Source organism: Streptomyces sp. MJM8645 (assembly GCF_001625365.1).
GTDB lineage: Bacteria > Actinomycetota > Actinomycetes > Streptomycetales > Streptomycetaceae > Kitasatospora.
The window spans coordinates 1,604,657-1,625,926 of record NZ_LJJF01000001.1; the positions used below are offsets into that span (position 1 = coordinate 1,604,657).

The following is a 21,270-nucleotide window of genomic DNA, read 5'->3' on the forward strand; positions in this document are numbered from 1 at the left end:
GCCGTCCTGGCCCGGCTCCGCCCCGGGCACCCCGCCCCGGGCCACAATGGCCCGATGATCGTCCACTGCGCCAGCTACCACGACGGCCACCGGATCGAGGCCCCCGACGACCTCGCCGGCGCGCTCGCCGCCGCCCGCGCCGCCGGGCCCGGCGGCTTCGTCTGGATAGGCCTGTTCGAGCCCACCGCCGATGAACTCAACCACGTCGGACGGGAGTTCGCCCTGCACCCGCTGGCCGTCGAGGACGCCGTCAGCGCCCACCAGCGCCCCAAGATCGAGCCGTACCAGGGCTCCCTGTTCGTCGCCCTCAAGACGCTCGGCTACCACCCCGGCGCCCACGCGGTGACCATCGGCGAGGTGATGGTCTTCCTCGGCGCGGACTTCGTGATGACCGTCCGGCACGGCGCCGACGCCCCGCTCTCAGGCCTGCGGGCCCGGCTGGAGAAGCAGCCCGAACTGCTGCGCTACGGGCCCAGCTCGGTGCTGCACTCGGTCTGCGACACCATCGTCGACGGCTACATGGACGTGGCCACCGGACTCCAGACCGACCTGGACGAACTGGAGGCGGACGTCTTCGCCCCCGGCCGGGTCGGCCGCGACACCGCCGGCCGGATCTACGGCTACAAACGCCAGGTGATGACCGTCCGCCGCGCCACCGGCCCGCTGCTGGAACCGACGCTGCGCCTGGCCCGCGGCGGCGAGCCGTACATCCGCCCGGAGACCCTGCCCTACCTGCGGGACGTCGCCGACCACCTGGCCCGGGTGACCGACCAGGTCGAGGGCATGGACCGGCTGCTGTCCGACATCCTCAACGCCAACCTGGCGCAGGTCAGCGTGCAGCAGAACAACGACATGCGGAAGATCTCGGCCTGGGCGGCGCTGGCCGCCGTGCCGACGATGATCGCGGGCGTCTACGGGATGAACTTCGAGGACATGCCCGAACTGCGCCAGCCCTGGGGGTACCCGGCGGTGCTGTCGCTGATGGTCGCGGTCTGCATAGTGCTGCACCGGGTGTTCAAGCGGCACGACTGGCTGTAGTGCCGCTCGACGGCCCCGGGCGGCTACGCCAGGCCGGCCAGTTCCAGGGCCTCGACGCCGGTGCGCAGCGCCTGGATCCGCTCGTCCAGGGTGAAGCCGGACGGGGCCAGGGTGAGCGTGGTGACGCCCGCGTCGGCGTAGGCCTGCATCCGGTCGGCGATCCGGGCGGTGTCGCCGATCAGCGAGGTGGCGTCGATCAGGTCGTGCGGGACGGCGGCTGCGGCGCCCGCGTAGTCCTTGGCCAGGTACTTCTCCTGGATCTCGTCGGCGGCCTGCTCGTAACCCATCCGCCGGGCGAGCTGGTTGTAGAAGTTCTTCTCCTTGCTGCCCATGCCGCCGATGTACAGCGCGGCGTAGGAGCGCTGGGAGTCGACGCCGGCCTTGATGTCCTCGCCGACCGCGATGGTGACGGTCGGGCACAGGTCGAAGCCGTCCAGACTCTGCCCCGCCTTGGCGCGGCCGGCCTTCAGCGGGTCGAGGGAGAGCGCGGCGTGCTCGGGCGAGAAGAAGATGCCGAGCCAGCCGTCGGCGATCTCGCCGGTCTGCTCCAGGTTCTTCGGGCCGATCGCGGCGATGTACAGCGGGATGTGCTCGCGCACCGGGTGCACGGTGAGCTTGATCGGCTTGCCGGGGCCGCCGGGCAGCGGCAGCGTCCAGTGCGCGCCCTCGTGGACCAGCCGCTCGCGGGACATCGCCTTGCGGATGATCTCCACGTACTCGCGGGTGCGGGCGAGCGGCTTGTCGAACTTCACCCCGTACCAGCCCTCGGAGACCTGCGGGCCGGAGACGCCGAGGCCGAGTCGGAAGCGGCCGCCGGACAGGGTGTCCAGGGTCGCCGCGGTCATCGCGGTCATCGCCGGGGTGCGGGCGGGGATCTGGAAGATGGCCGAACCGACGTCGATCCGCTCGGTCTTCGCGGCGACGAAGCTCAGCACCGTCGCGGCGTCCGAGCCGTACGCCTCGGCCGCCCAGCACACCGAGTAGCCGAGCCGGTCCGCCTCCTGGGCCACGGCGATGTTGTCGGCGTCCATGCCGAGACCCCAGTAGCCGAGGTTGATTCCGAGTCGCATGTGCCGAACCTTCCAGTCGGTGAGGGTTGGTGGCGAGGGTAGCCGCGCACTCGCCGGTCATGCTACTGACCGGTAGTGGTGGTCTGGGTCACACCCGCCGTCGCCCGGGCCCGGTGATCGTTCTGCGGGTCGCCACCCCTGCCCGGACACCGGCCGCTACGCTCAGCCGACGTGGGGAGCGCTCTCCCCACCTGCGCGTTCTCAGGGCTACCGGGGCGCCCGGTGCCACCGGCCAGTGGAGGGCCCGCCCGATGGAAAAGCGTCACCTCGGCCGTACCGGTCTCCAGGTCTCGCGGCTCGGCCTCGGCACCATGACCTGGGGCCGCGACACCGACGAACACGAGGCCGCCGAGCAGCTCAAGGAGTTCGTCGACGCCGGCGGGACCCTGCTCGACACCGCCGACGTGTACGCCGACGGCGGCGCCGAGTACCTGATCTCCCGGCTCACCGACAACCTCGTCCCCCGCTCCGAACTCGTCATCGCCACCAAGGCCGGCAGCGTGCCGGAGTCCTCCCGCCGCTTCGACGGCTCCCGCGGCCACCTCCTCGCCGCCCTCGACGCCTCGCTGCGCCGACTCGGCACCGACTACGTCGACCTGTGGCAGGTGCACTCCTTCGACCCCATGACGCCCGTCGAGGAGACGCTCAGCGCCCTCGACATCGCCGTCTCCTCCGGACGCGCCCGGTACGTCGGGGTCTGCGACTTCAGCGGCTGGCAGCTCGCCAAGGCCGCCACCTGGCAGCGCGCCCACCACGGGCGGACCCCGCTGGCCGGGGCCCAGCTGGAGTACTCGCTGCTCCAGCGCGGCATCGAGCGCGAGGCGCTGCCCGCCGCGGCGGACGCCGGGGTCGGACTGCTCGCCTCCTCGCCGCTCGGGCGCGGGGTGCTCACCGGCAAGTACCGGCACGGCGTCCCGCAGGACTCGCGCGGCGCCTCGCCGTACCTGTCCGGGTTCGTCCAGCCGTACCTCGGGGAGCGCTCGCGGCGGATCGTCGACGCCGTCGCCACGGCCGCCGACGGCCTCGCCAGCAGCCCGCTCGCGGTCGCCCTCGCCTGGGTCCGGGACCGGCCCGGAGTGGCGAGCGCGCTGGTCGGGGCCCGTACGGTGGCACAGCTGCAGGCGGCGCTGTCAGTGGAGGCGCTTACGCTACCGGGTGAGATCCGTGGTGCGCTGGACGACATCTCGTCACCGGTGCACCGCTACCCGGACCAGGGGTGGAGCGAGCTGTAGCCCCCCTCGTTCAGCTGAAACACGCAGTGGAGTGACCCTTGGAGCGGACGATGAGTGACACGGAGAACGGCGCTCCGGAGGAGACCTCGGCAGTCTCGGTGAGCCCGACGGAGAAGGCGAGCCCCGCGGAGACGGCGAGCCCGGCTGAGAAGGCGGCGGCGATCGCCGAGCTGGCGCAGCGGATCCGCAGCGTCGGCCCGCAGGCCGCACCGCCGGAGGGCGAGGGCCGCGCCGCGGCTCCCGAGCACGCCAAGGACGTCAAGGACGGCCAGGGCGCCAAGGCCCCGGCTTCCGCGCAGCCCGACCAGCAGCGCGCGCAGGCGCTCAAGGACACCGCCGAGGTGCTGACCGCCGGGGGCGCCCCGGCCGATCTCGCGGCCGCCGCGGTCGCCGAGTTCGGCGACGGCGCCGCCGAACAGCTGCGCTCCGACCCGTGGGCCGTACTGTCCCTGCCCGGCGTCCGCCCCGAGCACGCGGACGGCTTCGCCCGCGGCCTGCTCGGCCCCGCCGCCGGCCCCGGTGACCCGCGCCGCGCTCAGGCGCTGGTGCCGTGGCTGCTGGAGCAGGCGGCGCTGCGCGGCCACTCCGCCGTCGAGGTCGCCGAGATCGCGGCCGGGCTCGACCGCCACGGGCTGCCGGACTCGGCCGCGGCGATCCAGGCCGCCGTCCTGGACGGGCGCGCGATGCCGTTCCAGGAGGAGCTGACCGGCCCCGAGGCGCACGCGGCGGGCGGCGACGAGGACGAGGAGCCGCCGACCCGGACGCTGCTCGCCCTGGAGCGACTCGCGCTGGCCGAGGAGAGCCTCGCGGACGGGCTGGTCCGGCTGATGTCGACCTTCGTGCCGGGCGAGGACCCGGAACCGTGCGAGGAAGACGCGGTGGCGGAGGAGGAGGCGGCGGAGGACGCCGAGTCCGCGGCCGACTCCGTGGCCGACTCCTCGCCGGCCCCTGGCTCCGAGGCCGCCTCCGGCTCGGGCGCGGCCCCCGCGGAGGACACGGCGGAGGCCACGGTGGAGGACACTCCGCAGGCCCCCGCCGCGCCCGGCCCGACCGCGTGGGCGGCTGCCGGCGAGGCCGCGCCGTCCTCCTCCGCGACCGCCCTGATCCAGGCCGTCGCCGACAGCGCCCTGGTGCTGCACACCGGCGGCGAGGCCGCCCGCGCCGAACCCGCCGCGCTGCTGGCCGCTGCCGGCGGCCTCGGGCTGCGGGTCTGGGCCGCCACCTGGACCGACCAGGGCCGGGAGTCCTTCGCCGCGCTCACCGACACCCCGGCCGCCGTGATCACCCTGGCCGACCTGCTCTCCGGCGCCGCCGGGCCGGGCCGCGCCGCTGACGGCACGCTCGCCCTGGACGTCCTGGTCGTCCTCGACGCCCCGCTGCTGGACGTCGAACTGGCCGCCACCGTCCTGGAGTCGCTCGCCGACAGCACCCGGCTGGTGCTCAGCGGCGACCCCGGCCAGCTCTGGTCGGCCGGCCCCGGCCGGTTCTTCGCCGACCTGCTGGCCGCCAGGGTCTGCCCGGCGGTCGCCTCCCGCACCCCGGACTTCGGCCCGATCGGCGAGCTGGTCTCCGGCGTCGGCATCGGCGAGCTCCAGCCCGTCGAGGCGCCGGACAAGGAGGTGGTCATCCTGACCGCGAAGGACGGCGGCGAAGCCGTCCACCGCGCCCTCCAGCTGCTCACCGACTCCATCCCCCGCGCCCTCGGCATCCCCGCCGAGCAGGTGGTGCTGCTCACCCCCGGCCACGGCGGCCCGGCGGGCACCCGGGCGCTGAACGCCGCCGCGAAGGCCCGGCTCAACCCGGGGCCCGGCCGGTTCGGCGGCTTCGACCCGGGCGACCGGGTGGTCGACTCCCCGGCCCCCGGCGTCACCCGCCCGGCCCGGGTGCTGGACGGCGACGCCACCGGCCTGCACCTGGCGTACGCGGACGGCTCGCGCCGGACCGTCCCGCCCGCCCAGGCGGCACGGCTGCGGCACGGCTGGGCGCTGACCGTCCACCAGGCACTCGGCCGCCGCTGGCCGGGCGCGGTCGTGGTGCTCCCGGAGGACGCCGGCCCGGCGCTCACCCGGCAGTGGGTCTACACCGCCTTCGGCCGCGGCGAGCGGCACCTGTCCGTGGTGCACGCGGCGGGCCCGGCGCTCGCCCAGGCCGTCACCGAGCGCCCGGCGCAGCCGCGCACCACCCGGCTGCGGGCGATCCTCGCCGAGAACGCCGCCTCGGCGTACTAGCCCTGTCCGGCGGTTGGCGGAACGCGCGGAGGGCGGGCCCCCTACAGGTGGGGCCCGCCCTCCGGGTGTCTGCACGACGAACGGTTCAGTCGTCGGGGTCCTCGTCGTCGTAGACCTCGCTCACGTCGAACCGGCAGATCAGCATCTGCGGGTCGGCGTGCTCGAAGGGTTCCGGCAGCCACTCCCCCGGCTCGGTCGGCTCCGCCGCCGCGACCCAGAGCGTCGAGTCCGCCTCCTCCAGGCCGAACTCCTCGCTGCGGGCGGCGATCTCGTCCGGCTCGTACTCGCCGAACAGCACGCCGATCGCGGCGTTCACCCCGCTGGTACCGCCCCCGCCGGGGGTCAGCGACTCGTCGAGCCGCTCGGCCTGGGCGCGCAGCCGCTTGGGGTCGGCGACGTGGTAGTCGCGGCGGATCAGCACGCTGATCGCCTCCGGCTGTTCGGGGCCGTGGTAGCCGCCCGGACCCTCGTCCCCGGGGATCTCGAAGGGGGTGACCTCGTCGTAGACCTCGTAGAGGATCTGGTCGTAGGCGATGGCCGCCGTCGCGAGCTGCTCGTAGGCGGCGGACACAGCGGGATCATCCGCTGCGCTGGGGCTTGACACCGCTTCCAGATGACGGTCGATGGCGGCCTTGACCGCCTCGGCGGCGGCGCGTACCTCGGCAATGGTTGGCTGCGCGGCATCAGACATGGTGCAGACGCTATCTCCCCGCGGTGTCGGTACGCACAGCGGTTGTCACCTACACCCGCGATTTCACCGCAACTTCCCCCCTGATGTCCGATCCGCGTGGTTCTGTCCCCGCGCGTGCCCGGCGCGAAGGGCGTGCAGCCGGGCCGCGCGGGGCCGATCGGGTGCCGCTTCGCGCGCCGGGATCGGGGTATCCCGTCCGGAGGAACAACGGAACTGATGCACTGTCAGGCGAGCTGGCGTGCCCCGGCCGGTCCGGGGCGTCCTGCCGGGTCGGACGGACGGACGGGAGGACGTCCGGGAGGACGTCCGGAAATACCCGGGCCGACTGTCCGAGGCAGGTCGTAGGCTTGCGTGCAGGTGATTCTCAGGAGGAGCGTTTTGACCCCACCGAAGCCGGTCCGGCAACCGGAGTACGAGTACCAGTCGCTGCGCATGCCGCGCGGCACCACGCGCAACGCGGCACGCCAACTGCTCACCGAGCACGCCGAGTACGGGCACTGGGAGCTCGACCGGCTGCGGCTGTTCCCCGACGGGAGCCGGACGGTCCGGCTGAAGCGGCGGATCATCCGGCAGGTCCGGAGCTGGTGACGGGCGAGCGCGTCTGAGCCCACCCGCCGCGGCGGGGGTGGACAGGCGGGGCGCCCGGGCGGGAGGCGGCCGGGTCGGGGAGCTCCGGGCCCGGGAACGCTCCCGTCTCGGTGGGGATTTCACGCCGGGCTTTCGGACCGGGGCTTCACGTCACCGTCAGGCCTTCGTACGGGCTTTCACGCCGGGCCTCCGCTTGCCCGCAGCCGCCCGTACCTCCAGGCGGCCGCGGGCGCGTCACGCTCCGACGTCGTGCTCCGGCAGCGCCGCTGGGGTGCGGCGCCGCGGGGTGTGGCCTACCGGCCGCTCAGCGGGCGCCGGCGCGGGCGCGGCGGTAGAGCACGCCGCCACCGAGCAGCAGAGCGAGGCCGGCGGCGCCGAGCAGTTCGACGTCACCGGCGCCGGTGGAGGCCAGCTGGCTGCCGACGGCGCCGCTCGGCGAGGAGGCGACGGCCGGGGCGACGGCGCGGGCCGCGACCGGGGCGACCTGGCCGCTCGCGACCGGCGCGACGGCGGGGGCCGAGTGTGCGCCGGCCTCGGGGGTGGCGGACGGGCCGCCGTTGCGCGGGTTGCCCGGGACCTCGCCGCCGGCCTGCGGCGGGATGGACGGGCTGTGCTTCTCGGGGCAGTCGTCGGCCGGCTTCGGCGCCGGGGCGGGCTGCGCGACGTTGGCGCAGTCGTTGCCGAAGGCGGGGTTCCCGACGCCGACCACGTCGACGGAGTTGCCGCAGGCGTTGACCGGGACGTGCACGGGGGCCTGGATGCTGTTGCCGGAGACCACGCCGGGCGAGTTGGCGGCGACGCCGGAGGCGGACGCGCCCGAGGCGGAGGAGCCCCGGCCGGTGCCGCCGTTGGCCCCGGAGCCTGCGTGGGAACCGGAGCCGGTGTGGGAGCCGGAGCCCACGTGGGAGCCGCCCGGCTTCGCGGCCTCGGGGTGGCCGCTGGCGTTGGCGCAACGGTTGCCGTAGGACGGGTTCAGCACGCCGATCACGTCGACGGTGTTGCCGCAGGCGTTGATCGGCACCTCGACCGGCACCTGCACCGAGTTCCCGGAGGCGACGCCCGCCGAGCCGGCGGCACCTCCCTGGGCCTCGGCACCCGCGTAGGCGTAGCCGGCGGTCGAGGCCAGGACACTGCCGGTGGCCACGACCGTGAGGATCCCCTTCTTGGCTACATTCCTCATTTTTTCCCCTGACGTATCGAGAACGACGTGACGACCTTGACGCAAACGCCTTCCGAAAGTCGGAATTTCCGTATATCCGGATATCCGGCAAGGTCTTCGACTGCACAGGAGTTAACGAGAGGACGGCGGGCAGGTTGAGCCGAACGAACCAGCTTCACCCGATCGAGCGATTGCCCCCTTGTTTACCTCTCCGCACCCCGCACTCGCACCCCGCACGCAAGCGACCCCCGGGCGGCGCGTCCGCCACCCGGGGGTCGAATGAGTCGGCTCAACGAGCCTCAGCAGCTCGGAGCGTGACTCAGAAGTTGGCGCAGTGGTTGCCGAACGCCGGGTTCAGCACACCGATCACGCTGACGGTGTTGCCGCACAGGTTGACCGGGACGTGCACCGGGATCTGCACCTGGTTGCCGGCGACGACACCCGGGGAGCCGGCGGCCACACCCTCGGCGGCGGCACCGCCGTGAGCGGACGCGACACCGGCGGCGGCGATCACCAGGCCACCGGTGGCGGCGGCAACAGCGGCGATCTTCTTGACCTTCATCATTCCTCCTGTATGGACAACGCAACCCGTTCGGCGGGTTGCACAGGGATGAACGAGGGTGTGGCAAACGGGGTACGGAACAGATTTGCCATTCACTCGCAACGGTGACGTCTCGCACGCACGCTCGATCCGCATTTCCATGCAGGATCGTTTCTGTTGATCTCCTTCGCCCTGTCCCAAATCATTAGCTCGGACAATGCGGACGGCCCGCCCCCGGCACTCCGGGAACGGGCCGTCCGCCCGAGGTGCTCAGCCCAAGGAGCTCAGCCCAAGCCGCTCGACAGACAACGCTCGGCAGGCAACGCTCAGCAGGCGTCGAGGAACCGGTCCAGCACCCGGACGCCGAACTTCAGCCCGTCCACCGGCACCCGCTCGTCCACGCCGTGGAACATCCCGGCGAAGTCCAGCTCCGGCGGCAGCTGCAGCGGCGCGAAACCGAAGCAGCGGATCCCGAGGTCCTGGAACGACTTGGCGTCCGTCCCGCCCGACAGGCAGTACGGCACCGCGCGGGCGATCGGGTCCTCCGCCCGCAGCGCCGTCTGCATCGCCTCCACCAGCGCGCCGTCGAAGGTGGTCTCGATCGCCTTGTCCGAGTGCAGGCTCTCCCGCTTCACACGCGGGCCCAGCACGCTGTCCAGCTCCGCCAGGAACTCCTCCTCGTAGCCGGGCAGGAAGCGCCCGTCCACGTGTGCGGTGGCCTGGCCGGGGATCACGTTCACCTTGTAGCCGGCGCCGAGCATGGTCGGCTGGGCGGTGTTGCGCAGCGTGGTGCCGATCATCTTGGCGATGCCGCCGAGCACCCGCAGGGTCTCGTCCATGTTCTCCGGGTCGAGCTCGACCCCGAGCGCGTCCGACAGCTCGTTCAGGAACGCCCGTACGGTCTTGGTGATCCGCAGCGGGAACTTGTGCCGGCCGAGCCGGGCGACCGCCTCGCACAGCTCGGTGATCGCGTTGTCGTCGTTCTCCATCGAGCCGTGCCCGGCGCGGCCCTCGACCGTCAGGCGCATCCAGTGCATGCCCTTCTCGGCCGTCTCCACCAGGTACAGCCGCACCTGGTCGTTGACCGTGAAGGAGAAGCCGCCGACCTCGCCGATGCCCTCGGTCACGCCCTCGAACAGCTCCGGGTGCTTGTCCACCAGGAACCGCGCCCCGTACGTGCCGCCGGCCTCCTCGTCCGCGACGAACGCCAGCACCAGGTCGCGCGGGGGCTTGCGGCCGGTGCGCAGCCGGTCGCGGACCACCGCGAGGGTCATCGCGTCCATGTCCTTCATGTCGACCGCGCCGCGACCCCACACGCAGCCGTCCGCGATCTCGCCCCCGAACGGGTCGTACGTCCAGTCCGCGGCGTTGGCCGGCACCACGTCGGTGTGGCCGTGGATCAGCAGGCCCGGGCGGGAACGGTCCTCGCCCTCGATCCGCACCACCGTCGAGGCCCGCCCCTTGGCCGACTCGAAGATCTGCGGCTCCACCCCGAACTCGGCGAGCTGCTCGGCGACGTACTCCGCCGCCTTGCGCTCCCCCGGGCCGGAGCCGTCCCCGTAGTTGCTGGTGTCGATCCGGATCAGATCGCGACAGATCCCGGCGACCTCCGACTCAGCCGTCGCCCTCGGCCCCGCCGACTCGCTCCGCTCGCTCACGGTCACTCCTCGTCTTTGGCCCGCACCGACGCACCAGCGCGCCACCCCCAGGACCTGCACCCGGGCGTACGAGCACGTACGCCCATCCTCCCCCAGCCCCCGACCCGGATCCACCCCCTGCGCACCCCCGAAACCCCCTGGTCACGCCCCCGCCACACACTCCCCCTTGCCCCCGCCACCACCCCCGCACCCCCGCCCCGAACCGTTTTGGGACCCCAAGCCGATCTTTGCTACAGTTACATCTGTCAGCGCGGCCGACGAGAGAACGAAAGCCGCAAAGACAACACCCGGTCCGGGTGGCGGAATGGCAGACGCGCTAGCTTGAGGTGCTAGTGCCCTTTATCGGGCGTGGGGGTTCAAGTCCCCCCTCGGACACCAGCAAGACCCCTGTTGATTCAGGGGTCTTTTGCTTTTCCGGTCATGGTGCAGCAGTCACGTGACCCACCGGCCAGCGGACTCGCCCCTGGGCCAGGGCGGACAGGCCCAGCCGGCCTGCTCCGGAGGCGGCCAGCCGCCGCGCCCCGTCCTTACGTGAGTGCCCGTACCGGGCCATCGTGCAGCCCGGGGAGTGGTGGCGGACGTTCGCCGAGACCTCCGCCGGGTTCTCCCCCGCCTCCAGGTCGTCGGTCACCTTCACCGGTCGCCGCGACGGGGGAGGCCTACGGCTTCACGGTCGTCTACTCGCCCTACCTGGCCGACAAGACCGCCGTCGCCTACGTCAGTTCGGCATTCGCCATGGCCGTCCGCTCCCCGCCCGTGGTGCGGAGCGAGTTTTCCGCTGCGGCAGGACACCAGGGGTACTCCATGCGCTGGTTGACGACCTTTGACGACGACAGCCTGAACCGGCGTTCCATCATGGACGCGTACGTGGGCTCGTGCGTTCTTGACGAGCGACGCTCCATCACGGTGGCCACATGAAGCCAGGCGTTGATCAAACGTCTGCTGGCCGCTGGTCCCCTGTGAGCACCGACCTCTTCGAGTCCTTGGAGGACCATCGTGCTCAAGCGTGTAGTAATGGGCGTGGCGACAGCCGCGCTGTTCAGCCTCGGCACCGGCGTAGCGCTCGCAAACGCGGGCGTGGACAGCACCGCACGGCCGGCCCCGGCCCGCTATTCGACCCCGGTGTCGACGCCCACCCCCGTGGCGGAGTCCGCCCCTGCGGGGGAAAGCGGCACTGACAGCACCCAGGCCTGGTGGAACCACAGCACGCACTACTAGCGAGTCTCCCGCAGCCGTGGCGCGCTGCCTGTCCGCCTCGACGGCCAGCACCAGCAGGCCCTCTGTGGCCGCGGCAGCGGCTAGGGCGCGTCTGACAATTCCCGCCGGGCGCGCGTTGTCAGACACGCCCTAGGTCCCGGCCGGGACCCGGGGTCAGCGTGCGTCCGCGAGGAGGAAGTCGAGCAGGATCTGCCGGCTCGTCTGGGAGGTGAGGCTGCCGTACGCGTCGTCGAACGCGTGGTCGGCGAAGGGCAGTTCCTTCACCTCCACGTCGACGCCCTGCTTCCTCAGCGCGTCGCCGAGGCCGGCGACGGTCTCGGGGCGGGCGCTGCGGTCGCGGTCCCCGACGACGAGCAGGGTGCGGGGCAGGCCGGGGCGGACGTCGGACGTCGGGGACACCTCGCGGTAGCGGTCCGGGTACTGCTGCGGGGTGCCGCCGGTGTACATCTGCGCCGCCTCGCGGGTCCCGGCCACGTCGTCCTCCCACATCTGCGCGACGTCGGTGCCGGGGTAGAAGCCGATCACGGAGGCCGGGGGCGCAGGGGTGGCGCCCTCGGCGGCCTTGATGGTGCCGTTCTGGAGGCGGTAGGCGGTGTTCATCGCCAGGGTGCCGCCCGCCGACATGCCGCCGAGCGAGATCCGCGCGCCGTCGACGCCGTACACGTCGGCGTTGCGCTGCACCCAGCCCATGGCGGAGACGAGGTCTTGCGGGGCCTTGTCCCAGGTGGGACGGTCGGGACCGGCCAGGCGGTAGTCGACGGCGAAGACGGCGACGCCGTGGTCGGCGAGCCAGCGGCCGGTGCCGCGCAGGTCGTTCTTGTCGAAGGTGTGGAAGCCGCCGGCGTGGGCGAGCACGACAGCCGGGGTCCGCTTGCCCGGGGCCTTCGCGGGCAGGTACGCGTCCACCCGCAGGGGCTCGCCCTCGGGGCTCGCGAACGTCTCGGTCGCGTCCGGCTTCGCCGCGGGGTAGGAGAGTTCGGTGAACACCTGGCCCAGCGAGATGTCGACGCCGGCCTCCCTGGCGGCCTGGAACTGGATGCCGCCGATGACCAGCGCGCCCACGGTGCACAGCGTCGAGACGCCGGTGACCACGCGTCCCCAGCGCACCAGGCCGGCCCGCCAGGCCAGCGTGGCGAGGCCGGCGGCGACGAGGGCCAGCAGGGCCGTGTGGAACGGGTACTGCCCGCCCAGGACCGGCCCGATCACGCCCGCCTTGGGTATCGAGGGGACGTACGCGCCGAGCACGATGGCGACGGTCAGGAACGCGAGGAACGACGCCAGGACGGCGGAGGCGGCCCGCAGGATCCGGGCGGCCCGTCCGGGCCGGGCGGGCGAGGCGGCGGAGCTTCGGGGTGTGGTCATGGCTGTACTCCTGCGATGGTGCGCGGGGCGGTCGCCGCCGCCCGCGGAACTTGTCGGGAGCCGCGAGGTCCTCGGAACCGCACACGGGGGCGGCGAGGACCGGCTCGTACAAGAACGCTAGGAATCCGGCACCCGCACGGGCCTCACACCGCGGAGCCATTCTCCGGAGCAGCTCTCAGGTAGGGGGTCGGAGGGAGACGTCCGGGCCAGTGCCGCCGCACTACCGCGGGATCACAGACCGGTGCGGCCGGGAACGACCAGTCCCGTCTCGTAGGCGAGGACTGCGGCCTGGGTGCGGTCCCGCAGCTGCAGCTTCTGCAGGATGCTGCCCATGTGCGTCTTGACGGTCTGCTCGGCGACGACGAGTTCGGCGGCGATCTCCGCGTTGGACAGGCCCCGGGCGACCAGCGTGAGCACCTCGGTCTCGCGGTTGGTGAGGACGTCGATCCGCACCTGGGCGGGCGGTTTCGCCGAGCCGCCCAGCCGGGCGAACTCCGTGATGAGCCGCTTGGTGAGTCCGGGCGACAGCAGCGCGTCCCCGGCGGCCACGACGCGTACCGCCTCGGCCAGTTGGACCCCGGAGGCGTCCTTGAGGAGGAACCCGCCGGCGCCGGCCCGCAGCGCCTCGTACACATACTCGTCGAGGTCGAAGGTGGTCAGGACGAGGATCCTGGTCGACAGGCCGGCCTGCCCGGTGATCCGGCGGGTGGCCTCGATGCCGTTCAGTCCGGGCATCCGGATGTCCATCACGATCACGTCGGGGCGGAGCTCCTCGGCCTTGGCCACCGCGTCCAGGCCGTCCACGGCGGTCGCGATCACCTCGATGCCGGGCTGGGCGCCGAGGAGCACCGAGAAGGCCTCGCGAACCATCGCCTGGTCGTCGGCGATCATCACTCGGATCGTCATGCGGTCTGTTCCCTGTCTGTCCGGACGGCTGGGGCGGCGGGCACCGGCAGCAGCGCGGTGACCTCGTAGCCACCGTCGGGGGTGGTGCCGGCGGAGAACTCCCCGCCGAGCATCACGGCACGTTCGCGCATGCCCAGGAGGCCGTGCCCGGCTCCCGGCGAGGGCTCGGCAACCGCGGTGCCGGGCCCGTTGCGGATCCGCAGCCGCAGGGCGGCGTCGGTGTACGTCAGCTCGACGCGGGCCGCGGCGCCCGGGGCGTGGCGCAGCGTGTTGCTGAGCGCCTCCTGCACGATGCGGTAGGCCGACAGCTCCACGCCCTCGGGCAGCGGTCGGCGCGTCCCGGAGACCACCGCCCGCACGTCGAGCCCGGCCGCGCGCACCCCGGCGAGCAGGTCGTCGAGCCTTTCCAGGGTGGGCTGCGGAGCCTCGGGAGCACGCCCGCCGGGACGGTCCTCGGAGCGCAGCACGCCGAGGAGGCGGCGCAGCTCGGTCAGTCCCTCCAGGGCACCCGCGCGGATGTCGGCCAGCGCCGCGACCAGTTCCCGGGGCGGGTCCGCGACCCGGTACGGGGCGGCCTCGGCCTGGATGGAGATGACGGACATGTGGTGGGCGACCACGTCGTGCAACTCGCGCGCGATGCGGGCGCGTTCCTCCAGGACGGTGCGGTGCGCCCGCTCCTGCGCGAGGGCCCGCTCCTGCTCCGCGAGCCGGGCGCGGACCTCCCTCGTCCGGCGCACCCCGGTCGCGGCGGCCACGACGAGGGCGAACAACACCAGCACGATCACCGTGAAGTACCAGGGCCCGATCCGCCCGCCCGCCAGCTGCAGTCCCAGCAGCAGCGCGGTGCTCAGCGCCACCGTCTCGCCCGTCACCCGCGGCGGGTTGCGCAGCGCGACCAGGAACGACAGCCCAGCCTGCACGGCCCACGCCCATCCCGTGTACGGCGCGAAGGGCGGGTACAACGAGAACACCGGCAGCATCACCAGCGACAGCCACCAGGCCGGCAGCGGCCGGCGCAGCGCCGGTACCAGGAGCGCGGCGTGGAGCATCCCGAGCGGCCGCAACGGGATGTCCTCGGTAGCGGAGACGGCCGCGAAGACCGCCACCGCGACGACCGCGCCGTGCGGCAGCCACCTCAGCAGTCCCGGCCCGCTCATGGGCGGCATGGGCTGCGGGGCCGGGGTGAACAGATCCTTCCTCACGGTGTGCAGCGCTCCGCGCACCGACCACCTCCTAGGGGCTCTCAGCAATTCGGACGCTCACGGTGCCTTCCTCGGCCGGGGTGCATTCGGTCACCACGCTACGCAGCGGACCCGCCGGCCGGCCTCCCGCCGCGGAGCCGTTCTCGGCCTGGCTCTCAGGTATGAGGCGTCACGGGCGCCCGCCTCCGGAGGGACCGCCCGACGATGCGTCCGCAGCGGCGGCCGACCCCTGGTATGGGGCCGGGGCTATCGGGTGTGGAGGCGGTGGGCGGTGCGCCGGACCCACCAGAGGGCGGCTGCGGTGACGGCCAGGGTCCAGGCGAGTTGTGCCGCGGCGTACGGGTGGCCTTGGGCTGCGGAGCGGGCGAGCGGGAACAGGAGGGTGCCGACCGCCAGCGGGCCGCGCAGGTACCAGAGCGCCACCTGGCCGGGGCCGGTGTTGCCCATGGGGGTGTTGACGCCGATCGTCAGGTGCATGGGCACGACGCCCCGGTAGGAGCTGACCAGCGCGGCCGCGGTGAGTGCGGGTACGGAGGCGAGGAGCGGGAGGAGTCCTGCGGTGTCCCGGCCGGCGAGCGCGCACGCCAGTGCGCCGGCTCCGGTGAGCGCGAGGAGGAGGCCGCCGGGCACCGCCGAGTGCTGGAGGGCGAGCGACTTGAACGTCCAGGGCAGGTTGGTGGAGCGTCGCGGGTCGTCGCTCTCCAGCCGGGCCGGCTCGGTGAGTTGGGCGGCCGCCAGGTATTCGGCGACCAGGGACAGCACGACGACGATCTGCTGTGCGGTCGAGGTGAAGGAGGGGGCCGCCGCGGTCAGTCCGACGGCGATTCCGCTCCAGGCGACGGCCCACCCCAGGCGGCGGGGGTTGCGCAGCAGGCAGGTGAGGTCGCGCCACGGGACCAGCAGCAGCCGGTGCCGCGGCATGGGGAGGCGGAGCCGGGGGGTGCTGTTCCGCTCCTTGAGCCGCGGTACTCCGGAGCGGGCCTGGCGGAGGTCGAGCATGAGGACGGACGTGCTGATCTGGGCGGCGACCGTCGCGCGCAGTCTGAGGGCGGCTTGCGGGATCGCGGGCAGTTCCCGCCAGGCGAGGGCGAGGGCGAGCACCGGGGTGCCGACGGACAGCACCGTGCCGACGGCGCCCGCCGTACCCACGAGGCCGAGCGCCCACAGGAGCGGTTGGGACGCCCACCCCCACGGGCCCGACCAGAGCAGGAGGCCTTGCAGCCAGCCCGTCCGCCCCTGCGTCCATGCCGTCCACACGCCGGCGGCGGCGACCGCGGCGAGGAGCCACCCCGCGGCGAAGACCCTGCGGCCGTACCGGGACATCCACTGGTCGTGCCGCTCGACCAGGACGCCGACCGCGCTCGTGGTGAGCGCCACCGAGACGCCCGTCCAGGAGCCCGCGAGGGTCAGCAGGATCCACGACTGCGGGGCCAGGCCCTGCAGCAGGAAGCCCGCGACCGCGCCGGCGACGCCGCTCACCACGGAGGCCAGCGCCACCGAGGACCGCAGCCCCGGTGCGAGCAGGGCTCGCCGGTCGACGGCCGAGGGCAGCAGGAAGCCGGTGGTGGCCCGGTCCAGCAGGACCGGGCCGCGCCACATCGCTCCCCGGGCGGTGAGCAGCAGGGCGAGGACCAGCACCGCCGGGATCAGCGCCAGGAGCGTCGCGGACGCCTGTTCCCCGATCTGCACGGGCGGCCGGTCGGCCGCCCGGGTCGAACTCGTCCACTGGAGCAGGGCGGGGACGCCCCAGCAGCCGCCCACCAGGAGGACCGTGTAGGCGATGAACCACGCGCTCCTGCGCTTCTCCTGGCGCGTGCCGCTCCGGGCTTCGCGCAGGAACAGCAGGGTGTCCGCGGTGCAGTCCCCCGACCTGTCGGGCACCCGCGCCCTCGTCCCGGTCGCGGGTGCCACGCTGTCGCTCAAACCGTTCATCCTTCCCCCTGCACCGCCCCGGACGGGCCCGAGTGCCCCGAACGCGAGCCGACTTCGACGATCTGGTCCGCGACCTCGTTCAGGGCCCGGTGGTGGGTGGCCATGAGGACGGCCGCTCCGCGGTCGCGGTGCTCCGCGATCAGGCGGGCGAGGGCGGTCCGGGCGTGGGAGTCGAGCCGTTGTTCGGGCTCGTCGAGGATGAGGAGGTCGTGCGGCCGGATGAAGGCGGCGGCGAGGAGCAGCGCCTGGGTCTGTCCGGAGGACAGGGCCGAGGGGAACTGTTCGGACTGCGCCGTGAGGCGGTGCGACTCCAGCGCCCCGTCGACCGCGGCATCGGCTCCGGCGCCCATGCCGTGCGACAGCGCCACGAGCCGCAGGTGCTCCCGCACGGTGAGGTCCGGGTAGAACGCACCGGGATCCATCACCGACGCGACCCGCTTGCGCACGTCCAGGGAATCCTCGTGGATCTCTTCCCCGTCGAAGACGACCGATCCTGCGGACGGTCTCTCCCGTCCGGCCGCCACGCGGAGCAGGGTGCTCTTGCCGGATCCGTTCTCCCCGACCAGGGAAACGCACTCACCACGGTGGATGCGGAGGGAGACCCGGTCGAGCACGGTGCTGTCACCGTACGCGTGTGTGACGTCGACGAGTTGCAGCAGCGGTGCGCCCGCCGCCTTGCCGGTTTTGTTTTTCAATCGACGAGCCGTCTTCTCTCGGATGATCGAAACGTTCATTTTCACACTTTTCTGAACATTGGGCCGATCATAGCAAGGCGTCCCAATCCTGCAAAGCCGACCCAAATACACCCTCCGGGCGGCCCGACATGCGCCCTCCGGCCGAACCGGAACCCGAACCCGAGGCCGTCAAGTCAAATGGGGTGATTCGAGGCCATACGGACTGTTCGGCGGAATCCGCCACCCGCCCGGATTCTCGATCAAGGCCTGACCTGCGATATCAATGATCGAATACAGGAACACCCGGGGACTCCGCAACAAAAGGGGCATTGCACAGAATTCGAGGAATGTCCACCTACAATGGAATTGGTCAATTTCTTCGAAATTATCCGCCGCCGATTCGCATTGTGCACACCATGAACACATCAAGGGTCTTCCCGTGGTTACCGAAACGACATATGGTCGAACGGCAGCGGCCGGCAGCGGACGTCGGTCCTCTGTGGGTTGGCCGCTGTCTCCACCATCAAAAGGAGAAAGAGTGAACGCCACCGAATCGCGTGTCGAGTTCGTGACCGATGCCGTCAACGCTTCGTTCGCGGAGGCGCAGGAGGGTTTCGTGAACGCACACAACGCTCCCGCGATGACCACCCCCACCATCATCGCCGTGTGCGAGGTCGTCGTGACGGGCAGCACGATCTGCCTCGGCTGCTGAACCAACTGACCCACCGGTGACACCACCCATGTGAGCAGACGGGCCGGAAAGGGGGACGAGCGGTTCCCCTTTCCGGCCCCGCTCGACCGGAGCACGAGGACGCGTGAATGCCATTCACTAAGATCGTCAACGAGCCTTCCCACCCCATATCGCGCGAGGACGCGCATTACTGGACGCTGGCCCCGGCCGCGGTGGGCGAGATCATCAGCGGCCTCGAAGCCTTGACCCGGACAGCCGCCTACGGACCCAACGGCCTTTTGCAGGGCCTGAGTTCGAAACGCGATCGCAGCGTCGTCCCGCAGGCTCTCCGCAAGGCGATCGACAGCCGCGGCGGCGCCGTCGCCATCAAGGCCATGGGCGTCGTCGGCGGAGCGCTGACCCTGACCGGCCGCAGGAGCCGGGCGCAGCAGATCACCGGAGCCGGCCTGATGCTGGCCTCCAGCGGCCTGAGCAAGTACCGCACCTCGTTCGGCAGGGACGGGGCGGACCACATGGCCGCCCTGATCTGCGGCTACCGCGTGCTCACCGCCTTGGTCCCCGAGGCCGAGAAGTCCGACGACCTCTTCCTGCGCGCGGTCAACGCCCAGACCTTCATCGCCTACGTGACCGCCGGCGCGGCGAAGGCGATCTCCAGTACCTGGCGGTCGGGCGAGGCGCTGGAACAGGTCCTGCAGACCCAGCAGTACGGGGACAGCGCGGTCGCCAAGTGGCTGAAGAAGAGCCCGCTGCTGTGCAGTTCGATGACGTGGTTCACCATCGTCTGGGAGACGGGGTTCCCGGTCGTCTACCTGCTGGCACCGGCGGACGCCCGCAGGGCCCTGGCCGGCGTCAAGCTCTTCCACCTGGGCATCGCCGTGACGATGGGCCTGCCGCGGTTCTTCTGGGGATTCAGCTCGGCCCACGCGGCGGTCCTCTACGCCGTGGACCGCCTCCCCAGGAACGGGGGCCGGGGATGAGGTTCGAACGCCAGGTGGTCGCCACCTTCGGGGCCGCCGCCGTGGTCAGCGCCTACCTCTCGTACATCCGCCTGGAGGAGGAGTACACCCGGCGCGGCGGGCTCAAGGGGACCTCCCTGATCCAGGGCCCGGACGGCCTCGCGATCGAGTACGCGCTCGATGGCGGGGAGCTCGGCCCCACCGCCCCCGTCGCGGTCCTCGAAAGCGGCCTGGGCGCGCCGCTGGAATCCTGGGACTGGGTGGCCGGGCTGCTCAGCCGGCGCTTCCGGGTGCTGCGCTACCACCGCAGCGGGTACTGGCGCTCGAAGAGCAGGCTGCGGCCGGCCCAGTTGGTCGAGTTCCTCCTGCAACAGCTCGCGCCGCAGGGCGACGTCGTCCTGTGCGGCCACTCGATCGGCGCCCTCACCGCCATGAACGTCGCGGCGGAGTCCGCGTACGTGCGCGAGCGCGCCACCGTCCTGCACATCGTCGACGGGACGGACGCCGTCCTCCTCGGTGAGGACCGCGGGTCGAAGAGGCGGGTGGCGCGCTACAACCAGGACACCGCGCGACGGCTGCTCGGCTCGGCCCTGGGCACCACCCGCTGGCTGACGAGCCCCACCGAGCGGGAACTCGAATACCGCCCGGACATCCAACGGGCGCACCTGGCCTCGATCTCCAGCCCCCAGGTGCTGCTGGCGGCTCGCCAGGAGTACCTGCACGAGCCCCTCGCCGGGCAGGACTTCGTGGCCGCCGGGCCGCTGCGGCGCGTCGTCATCTCGGCCGCCAACAACACCGAGCAGCAGCGCAAGCTCAGCGAGCGGGTCGCCGCGGACTTCCACGTCGTGCCGGCGAGCAGCCACCGGTCCATCATCGCCAAGCCCGCCCTGGCGCAGCAGACGGCGGCGATCATCCTGGAGAACTCATGAGCGCGTGGCGCAGGGCCGTCGCGTCCCTGGTCAAGGCCGCCCTGGTGACGCACGTCGTGCTGACGGTCTTCGAGAACCTGCCCGACGACAAGCTGCCGATCAAGATGCGCCTGCCGTTCTTCCCCGACCTGCCGCAATGGCGCTTCTTCGCCCCGAACCCCGGCATCGAGGACCTGTACGTCTTCTACCGCACGCGTGCGACGCCCGCGGACGGCTGGACCACGTGGGCCGACCTGGCCATGCGGAACGAGGCGAAGCCGCTCGCCGTGCTGTGGAACCCGGGGAGCCGGGTTCCCAAGGCGCTGTTCGACATGGCGTCGCAGGTACGCACGCTCGCCTCGAACGGGGCCATGTTCGAGTGGATGCTGAACAGCGACGGGTACAACCTGATGGCCGGGGCCGTGCGGGACGCGTGCAGGAAGAGCAGCGAGTCGGGCGACTACCAGTTCATGATCGTGGCGTCCGTCCCGACCGAGGGTGCCGACGGGATCAAGCCCATCATGATCTCGCCGGAACTCGCCCTGTGAACCGGGGGAATACCGAGATGCCCGAAAGCACCGAAAGCAGCGGAACCGGCGGAAGCGCTGGAAACACCGGAAACGCCGGCAATCAGGAGATCCCCGATCTGGGCGAGAAGCGGATCCTGTTCATAGTGACCGGATCCATCAACGCCGCGCTCACGCCGTACTGGCTGCACTGGCTGCGCCAGTCGTTTCCCCGGATCACGAGCGACCTCCTGGTGACCAGGTCCGCACAGCGTTTCGTGACGCTGGACGCCCTGCGCCGACTGGTGGGCGGCGACGTGTGGACCGACGACTACGCCGACCCCTCCCTCCCGGAATCCGCGCACGTGGAGATCGGCGAACGCGTCGACGCCTTCGCCGTCTTCCCCGCGACGCTCGATTTCGCCATGCGGCTCGCCGCGGGAAACTGCAACACCCCCGCCACCATGGCGTTGCAGATCACCGAGAAGCCGATCGTGCTCGCCACCGCCTTTCCGGCCGGAAATGCCGTCGTCGAACGCAACATGGAGCTCCTGCTGCAGCGCCCGAACGTCTCGGTCAGCCAAACCGTCGCGGCGTACAGCGTCGGGAAGCGAAAATGGGAGGGCGAGACCGGCTTCTACCTGCCGTCGGTCCTGAAGGAGCTGGAAGGAATGTTCGATGCGGAGGGCCGCCGGTAGCACCAGCTCCCG

The 21,270-nt window shown here is 72.1% G+C and carries 20 protein-coding genes and 1 tRNA gene; 10 read left to right on the forward strand and 11 right to left on the reverse strand.

Annotation, left to right across the window (positions count from 1 at the left end; all coding sequences use genetic code 11):
- The first annotated feature begins 54 nt into the window (after positions 1–54).
- Positions 55–1,038: a magnesium and cobalt transport protein CorA gene (locus A6F73_RS06690; RefSeq protein ID WP_063346927.1), complete on the forward strand. Its 984-nt coding sequence runs from the start codon at positions 55–57 to the stop codon at positions 1,036–1,038.
- A 23-nt stretch (positions 1,039–1,061) separates the two neighbouring features.
- On the opposite strand, the gene A6F73_RS06695 is transcribed toward A6F73_RS06690, so the two are convergent.
- Positions 1,062–2,108, reverse strand: a complete 1,047-nt coding sequence (locus A6F73_RS06695; RefSeq protein WP_063346928.1) for an LLM class F420-dependent oxidoreductase — start codon at positions 2,106–2,108, stop codon at positions 1,062–1,064.
- Between the two features lie 251 nt (positions 2,109–2,359).
- Here A6F73_RS06695 and A6F73_RS06700 point away from each other — a divergent pair, with 251 nt between their 5' ends.
- On the forward strand, positions 2,360–3,340 hold the full coding sequence (locus tag A6F73_RS06700) for an aldo/keto reductase (RefSeq protein WP_063346929.1): 981 nt from the start codon (positions 2,360–2,362) through the stop codon (positions 3,338–3,340).
- A gap of 50 nt (positions 3,341–3,390) precedes the next feature.
- Positions 3,391–5,568, forward strand: a complete 2,178-nt coding sequence (locus A6F73_RS06705; RefSeq protein WP_063346930.1) for a helix-hairpin-helix domain-containing protein — start codon at positions 3,391–3,393, stop codon at positions 5,566–5,568.
- An 85-nt stretch (positions 5,569–5,653) separates the two neighbouring features.
- Here A6F73_RS06705 and A6F73_RS06710 read toward each other — a convergent pair whose 3' ends face one another.
- Positions 5,654–6,259, reverse strand: a complete 606-nt coding sequence (locus A6F73_RS06710; protein WP_063346931.1) for a hypothetical protein — start codon at positions 6,257–6,259, stop codon at positions 5,654–5,656.
- Positions 6,260–6,637: 378 nt separating this feature from the next.
- Between A6F73_RS06710 and A6F73_RS06715 the strand changes: the two genes are divergently transcribed.
- Complete coding sequence (locus A6F73_RS06715) at positions 6,638–6,847, forward strand: DUF5703 family protein (RefSeq protein WP_033350848.1); 210 nt, start codon at positions 6,638–6,640, stop codon at positions 6,845–6,847.
- Positions 6,848–7,151: 304 nt separating this feature from the next.
- Here A6F73_RS06715 and A6F73_RS06720 read toward each other — a convergent pair whose 3' ends face one another.
- The 3 genes from A6F73_RS06720 to A6F73_RS06730 all read right to left on the reverse strand — a co-directional run bounded on the left by A6F73_RS06720 (position 7,152) and on the right by A6F73_RS06730 (position 10,205).
- Positions 7,152–7,991 carry a chaplin gene (locus A6F73_RS06720; RefSeq protein ID WP_244293313.1) on the reverse strand — a complete coding sequence of 280 codons (840 nt, stop codon included), beginning with the start codon at positions 7,989–7,991 and terminating at the stop codon, positions 7,152–7,154.
- Positions 7,992–8,325: 334 nt separating this feature from the next.
- Entirely contained in the window at positions 8,326–8,571 is a 246-nt protein-coding gene (locus tag A6F73_RS06725) for a chaplin (protein ID WP_079135485.1), read from the reverse strand.
- A 302-nt stretch (positions 8,572–8,873) separates the two neighbouring features.
- Positions 8,874–10,205 (reverse strand): M20/M25/M40 family metallo-hydrolase, encoded by a 1,332-nt coding sequence (locus tag A6F73_RS06730; RefSeq protein WP_063346934.1) that lies wholly within the window; start codon positions 10,203–10,205, stop codon positions 8,874–8,876.
- A gap of 290 nt (positions 10,206–10,495) precedes the next feature.
- Here A6F73_RS06730 and A6F73_RS06735 point away from each other — a divergent pair.
- Positions 10,496–10,583, forward strand: a tRNA-Leu gene (locus A6F73_RS06735).
- 40 nt (positions 10,584–10,623) lie between these two features.
- Here the strand turns inward: A6F73_RS06735 and A6F73_RS41320 are convergent.
- From A6F73_RS41320 to A6F73_RS06765, 6 genes are all read right to left on the reverse strand, one after another.
- Positions 10,624–10,836: a hypothetical protein gene (locus A6F73_RS41320; RefSeq protein WP_159398380.1), complete on the reverse strand. Its 213-nt coding sequence runs from the start codon at positions 10,834–10,836 to the stop codon at positions 10,624–10,626.
- 740 nt (positions 10,837–11,576) lie between these two features.
- Positions 11,577–12,785 carry an alpha/beta hydrolase gene (locus tag A6F73_RS06745; RefSeq protein ID WP_063346936.1) on the reverse strand — a complete coding sequence of 403 codons (1,209 nt, stop codon included), beginning with the start codon at positions 12,783–12,785 and terminating at the stop codon, positions 11,577–11,579.
- 231 nt (positions 12,786–13,016) lie between these two features.
- On the reverse strand, positions 13,017–13,691 hold the full coding sequence (locus tag A6F73_RS06750) for a response regulator transcription factor (protein WP_063346937.1): 675 nt from the start codon (positions 13,689–13,691) through the stop codon (positions 13,017–13,019).
- Positions 13,688–14,848, reverse strand: a complete 1,161-nt coding sequence (locus A6F73_RS06755) for a sensor histidine kinase (protein ID WP_244293314.1) — start codon at positions 14,846–14,848, stop codon at positions 13,688–13,690. The genes A6F73_RS06750 and A6F73_RS06755 overlap by 4 nt, the downstream gene beginning before the upstream one ends.
- Positions 14,849–15,139: 291 nt before the next feature.
- Entirely contained in the window at positions 15,140–16,816 is a 1,677-nt protein-coding gene (locus A6F73_RS06760; protein ID WP_159398382.1) for a DUF6297 family protein, read from the reverse strand.
- A 5-nt stretch (positions 16,817–16,821) separates the two neighbouring features.
- Positions 16,822–17,520, reverse strand: coding sequence for an ATP-binding cassette domain-containing protein (locus A6F73_RS06765; RefSeq protein ID WP_063346939.1), 699 nt, complete (start codon positions 17,518–17,520; stop codon positions 16,822–16,824).
- A gap of 517 nt (positions 17,521–18,037) precedes the next feature.
- Here A6F73_RS06765 and A6F73_RS41325 point away from each other — a divergent pair.
- The 5 genes from A6F73_RS41325 (at position 18,038) to A6F73_RS41335 (ending at position 21,258) form a co-directional block, all read left to right on the forward strand.
- Positions 18,038–18,211: a cypemycin family RiPP gene (locus tag A6F73_RS41325; RefSeq protein WP_159398383.1), complete on the forward strand. Its 174-nt coding sequence runs from the start codon at positions 18,038–18,040 to the stop codon at positions 18,209–18,211.
- A 107-nt stretch (positions 18,212–18,318) separates the two neighbouring features.
- A complete protein-coding gene (locus tag A6F73_RS42475) occupies positions 18,319–19,167 on the forward strand; it encodes a hypothetical protein (protein WP_208869057.1) in 849 nt (282 codons plus the stop codon).
- Complete coding sequence (locus A6F73_RS06775) at positions 19,164–20,075, forward strand: alpha/beta hydrolase (RefSeq protein WP_063346941.1); 912 nt, start codon at positions 19,164–19,166, stop codon at positions 20,073–20,075. Before A6F73_RS42475 ends, A6F73_RS06775 begins: the two co-directional genes overlap by 4 nt.
- Positions 20,072–20,602: a hypothetical protein gene (locus A6F73_RS41330; protein WP_063346942.1), complete on the forward strand. Its 531-nt coding sequence runs from the start codon at positions 20,072–20,074 to the stop codon at positions 20,600–20,602. The genes A6F73_RS06775 and A6F73_RS41330 overlap by 4 nt, the downstream gene beginning before the upstream one ends.
- Positions 20,603–20,619: 17 nt before the next feature.
- Positions 20,620–21,258 (forward strand): flavoprotein, encoded by a 639-nt coding sequence (locus A6F73_RS41335; RefSeq protein ID WP_159398384.1) that lies wholly within the window; start codon positions 20,620–20,622, stop codon positions 21,256–21,258.
- The last annotated feature ends 12 nt before the right edge of the window (positions 21,259–21,270 follow it).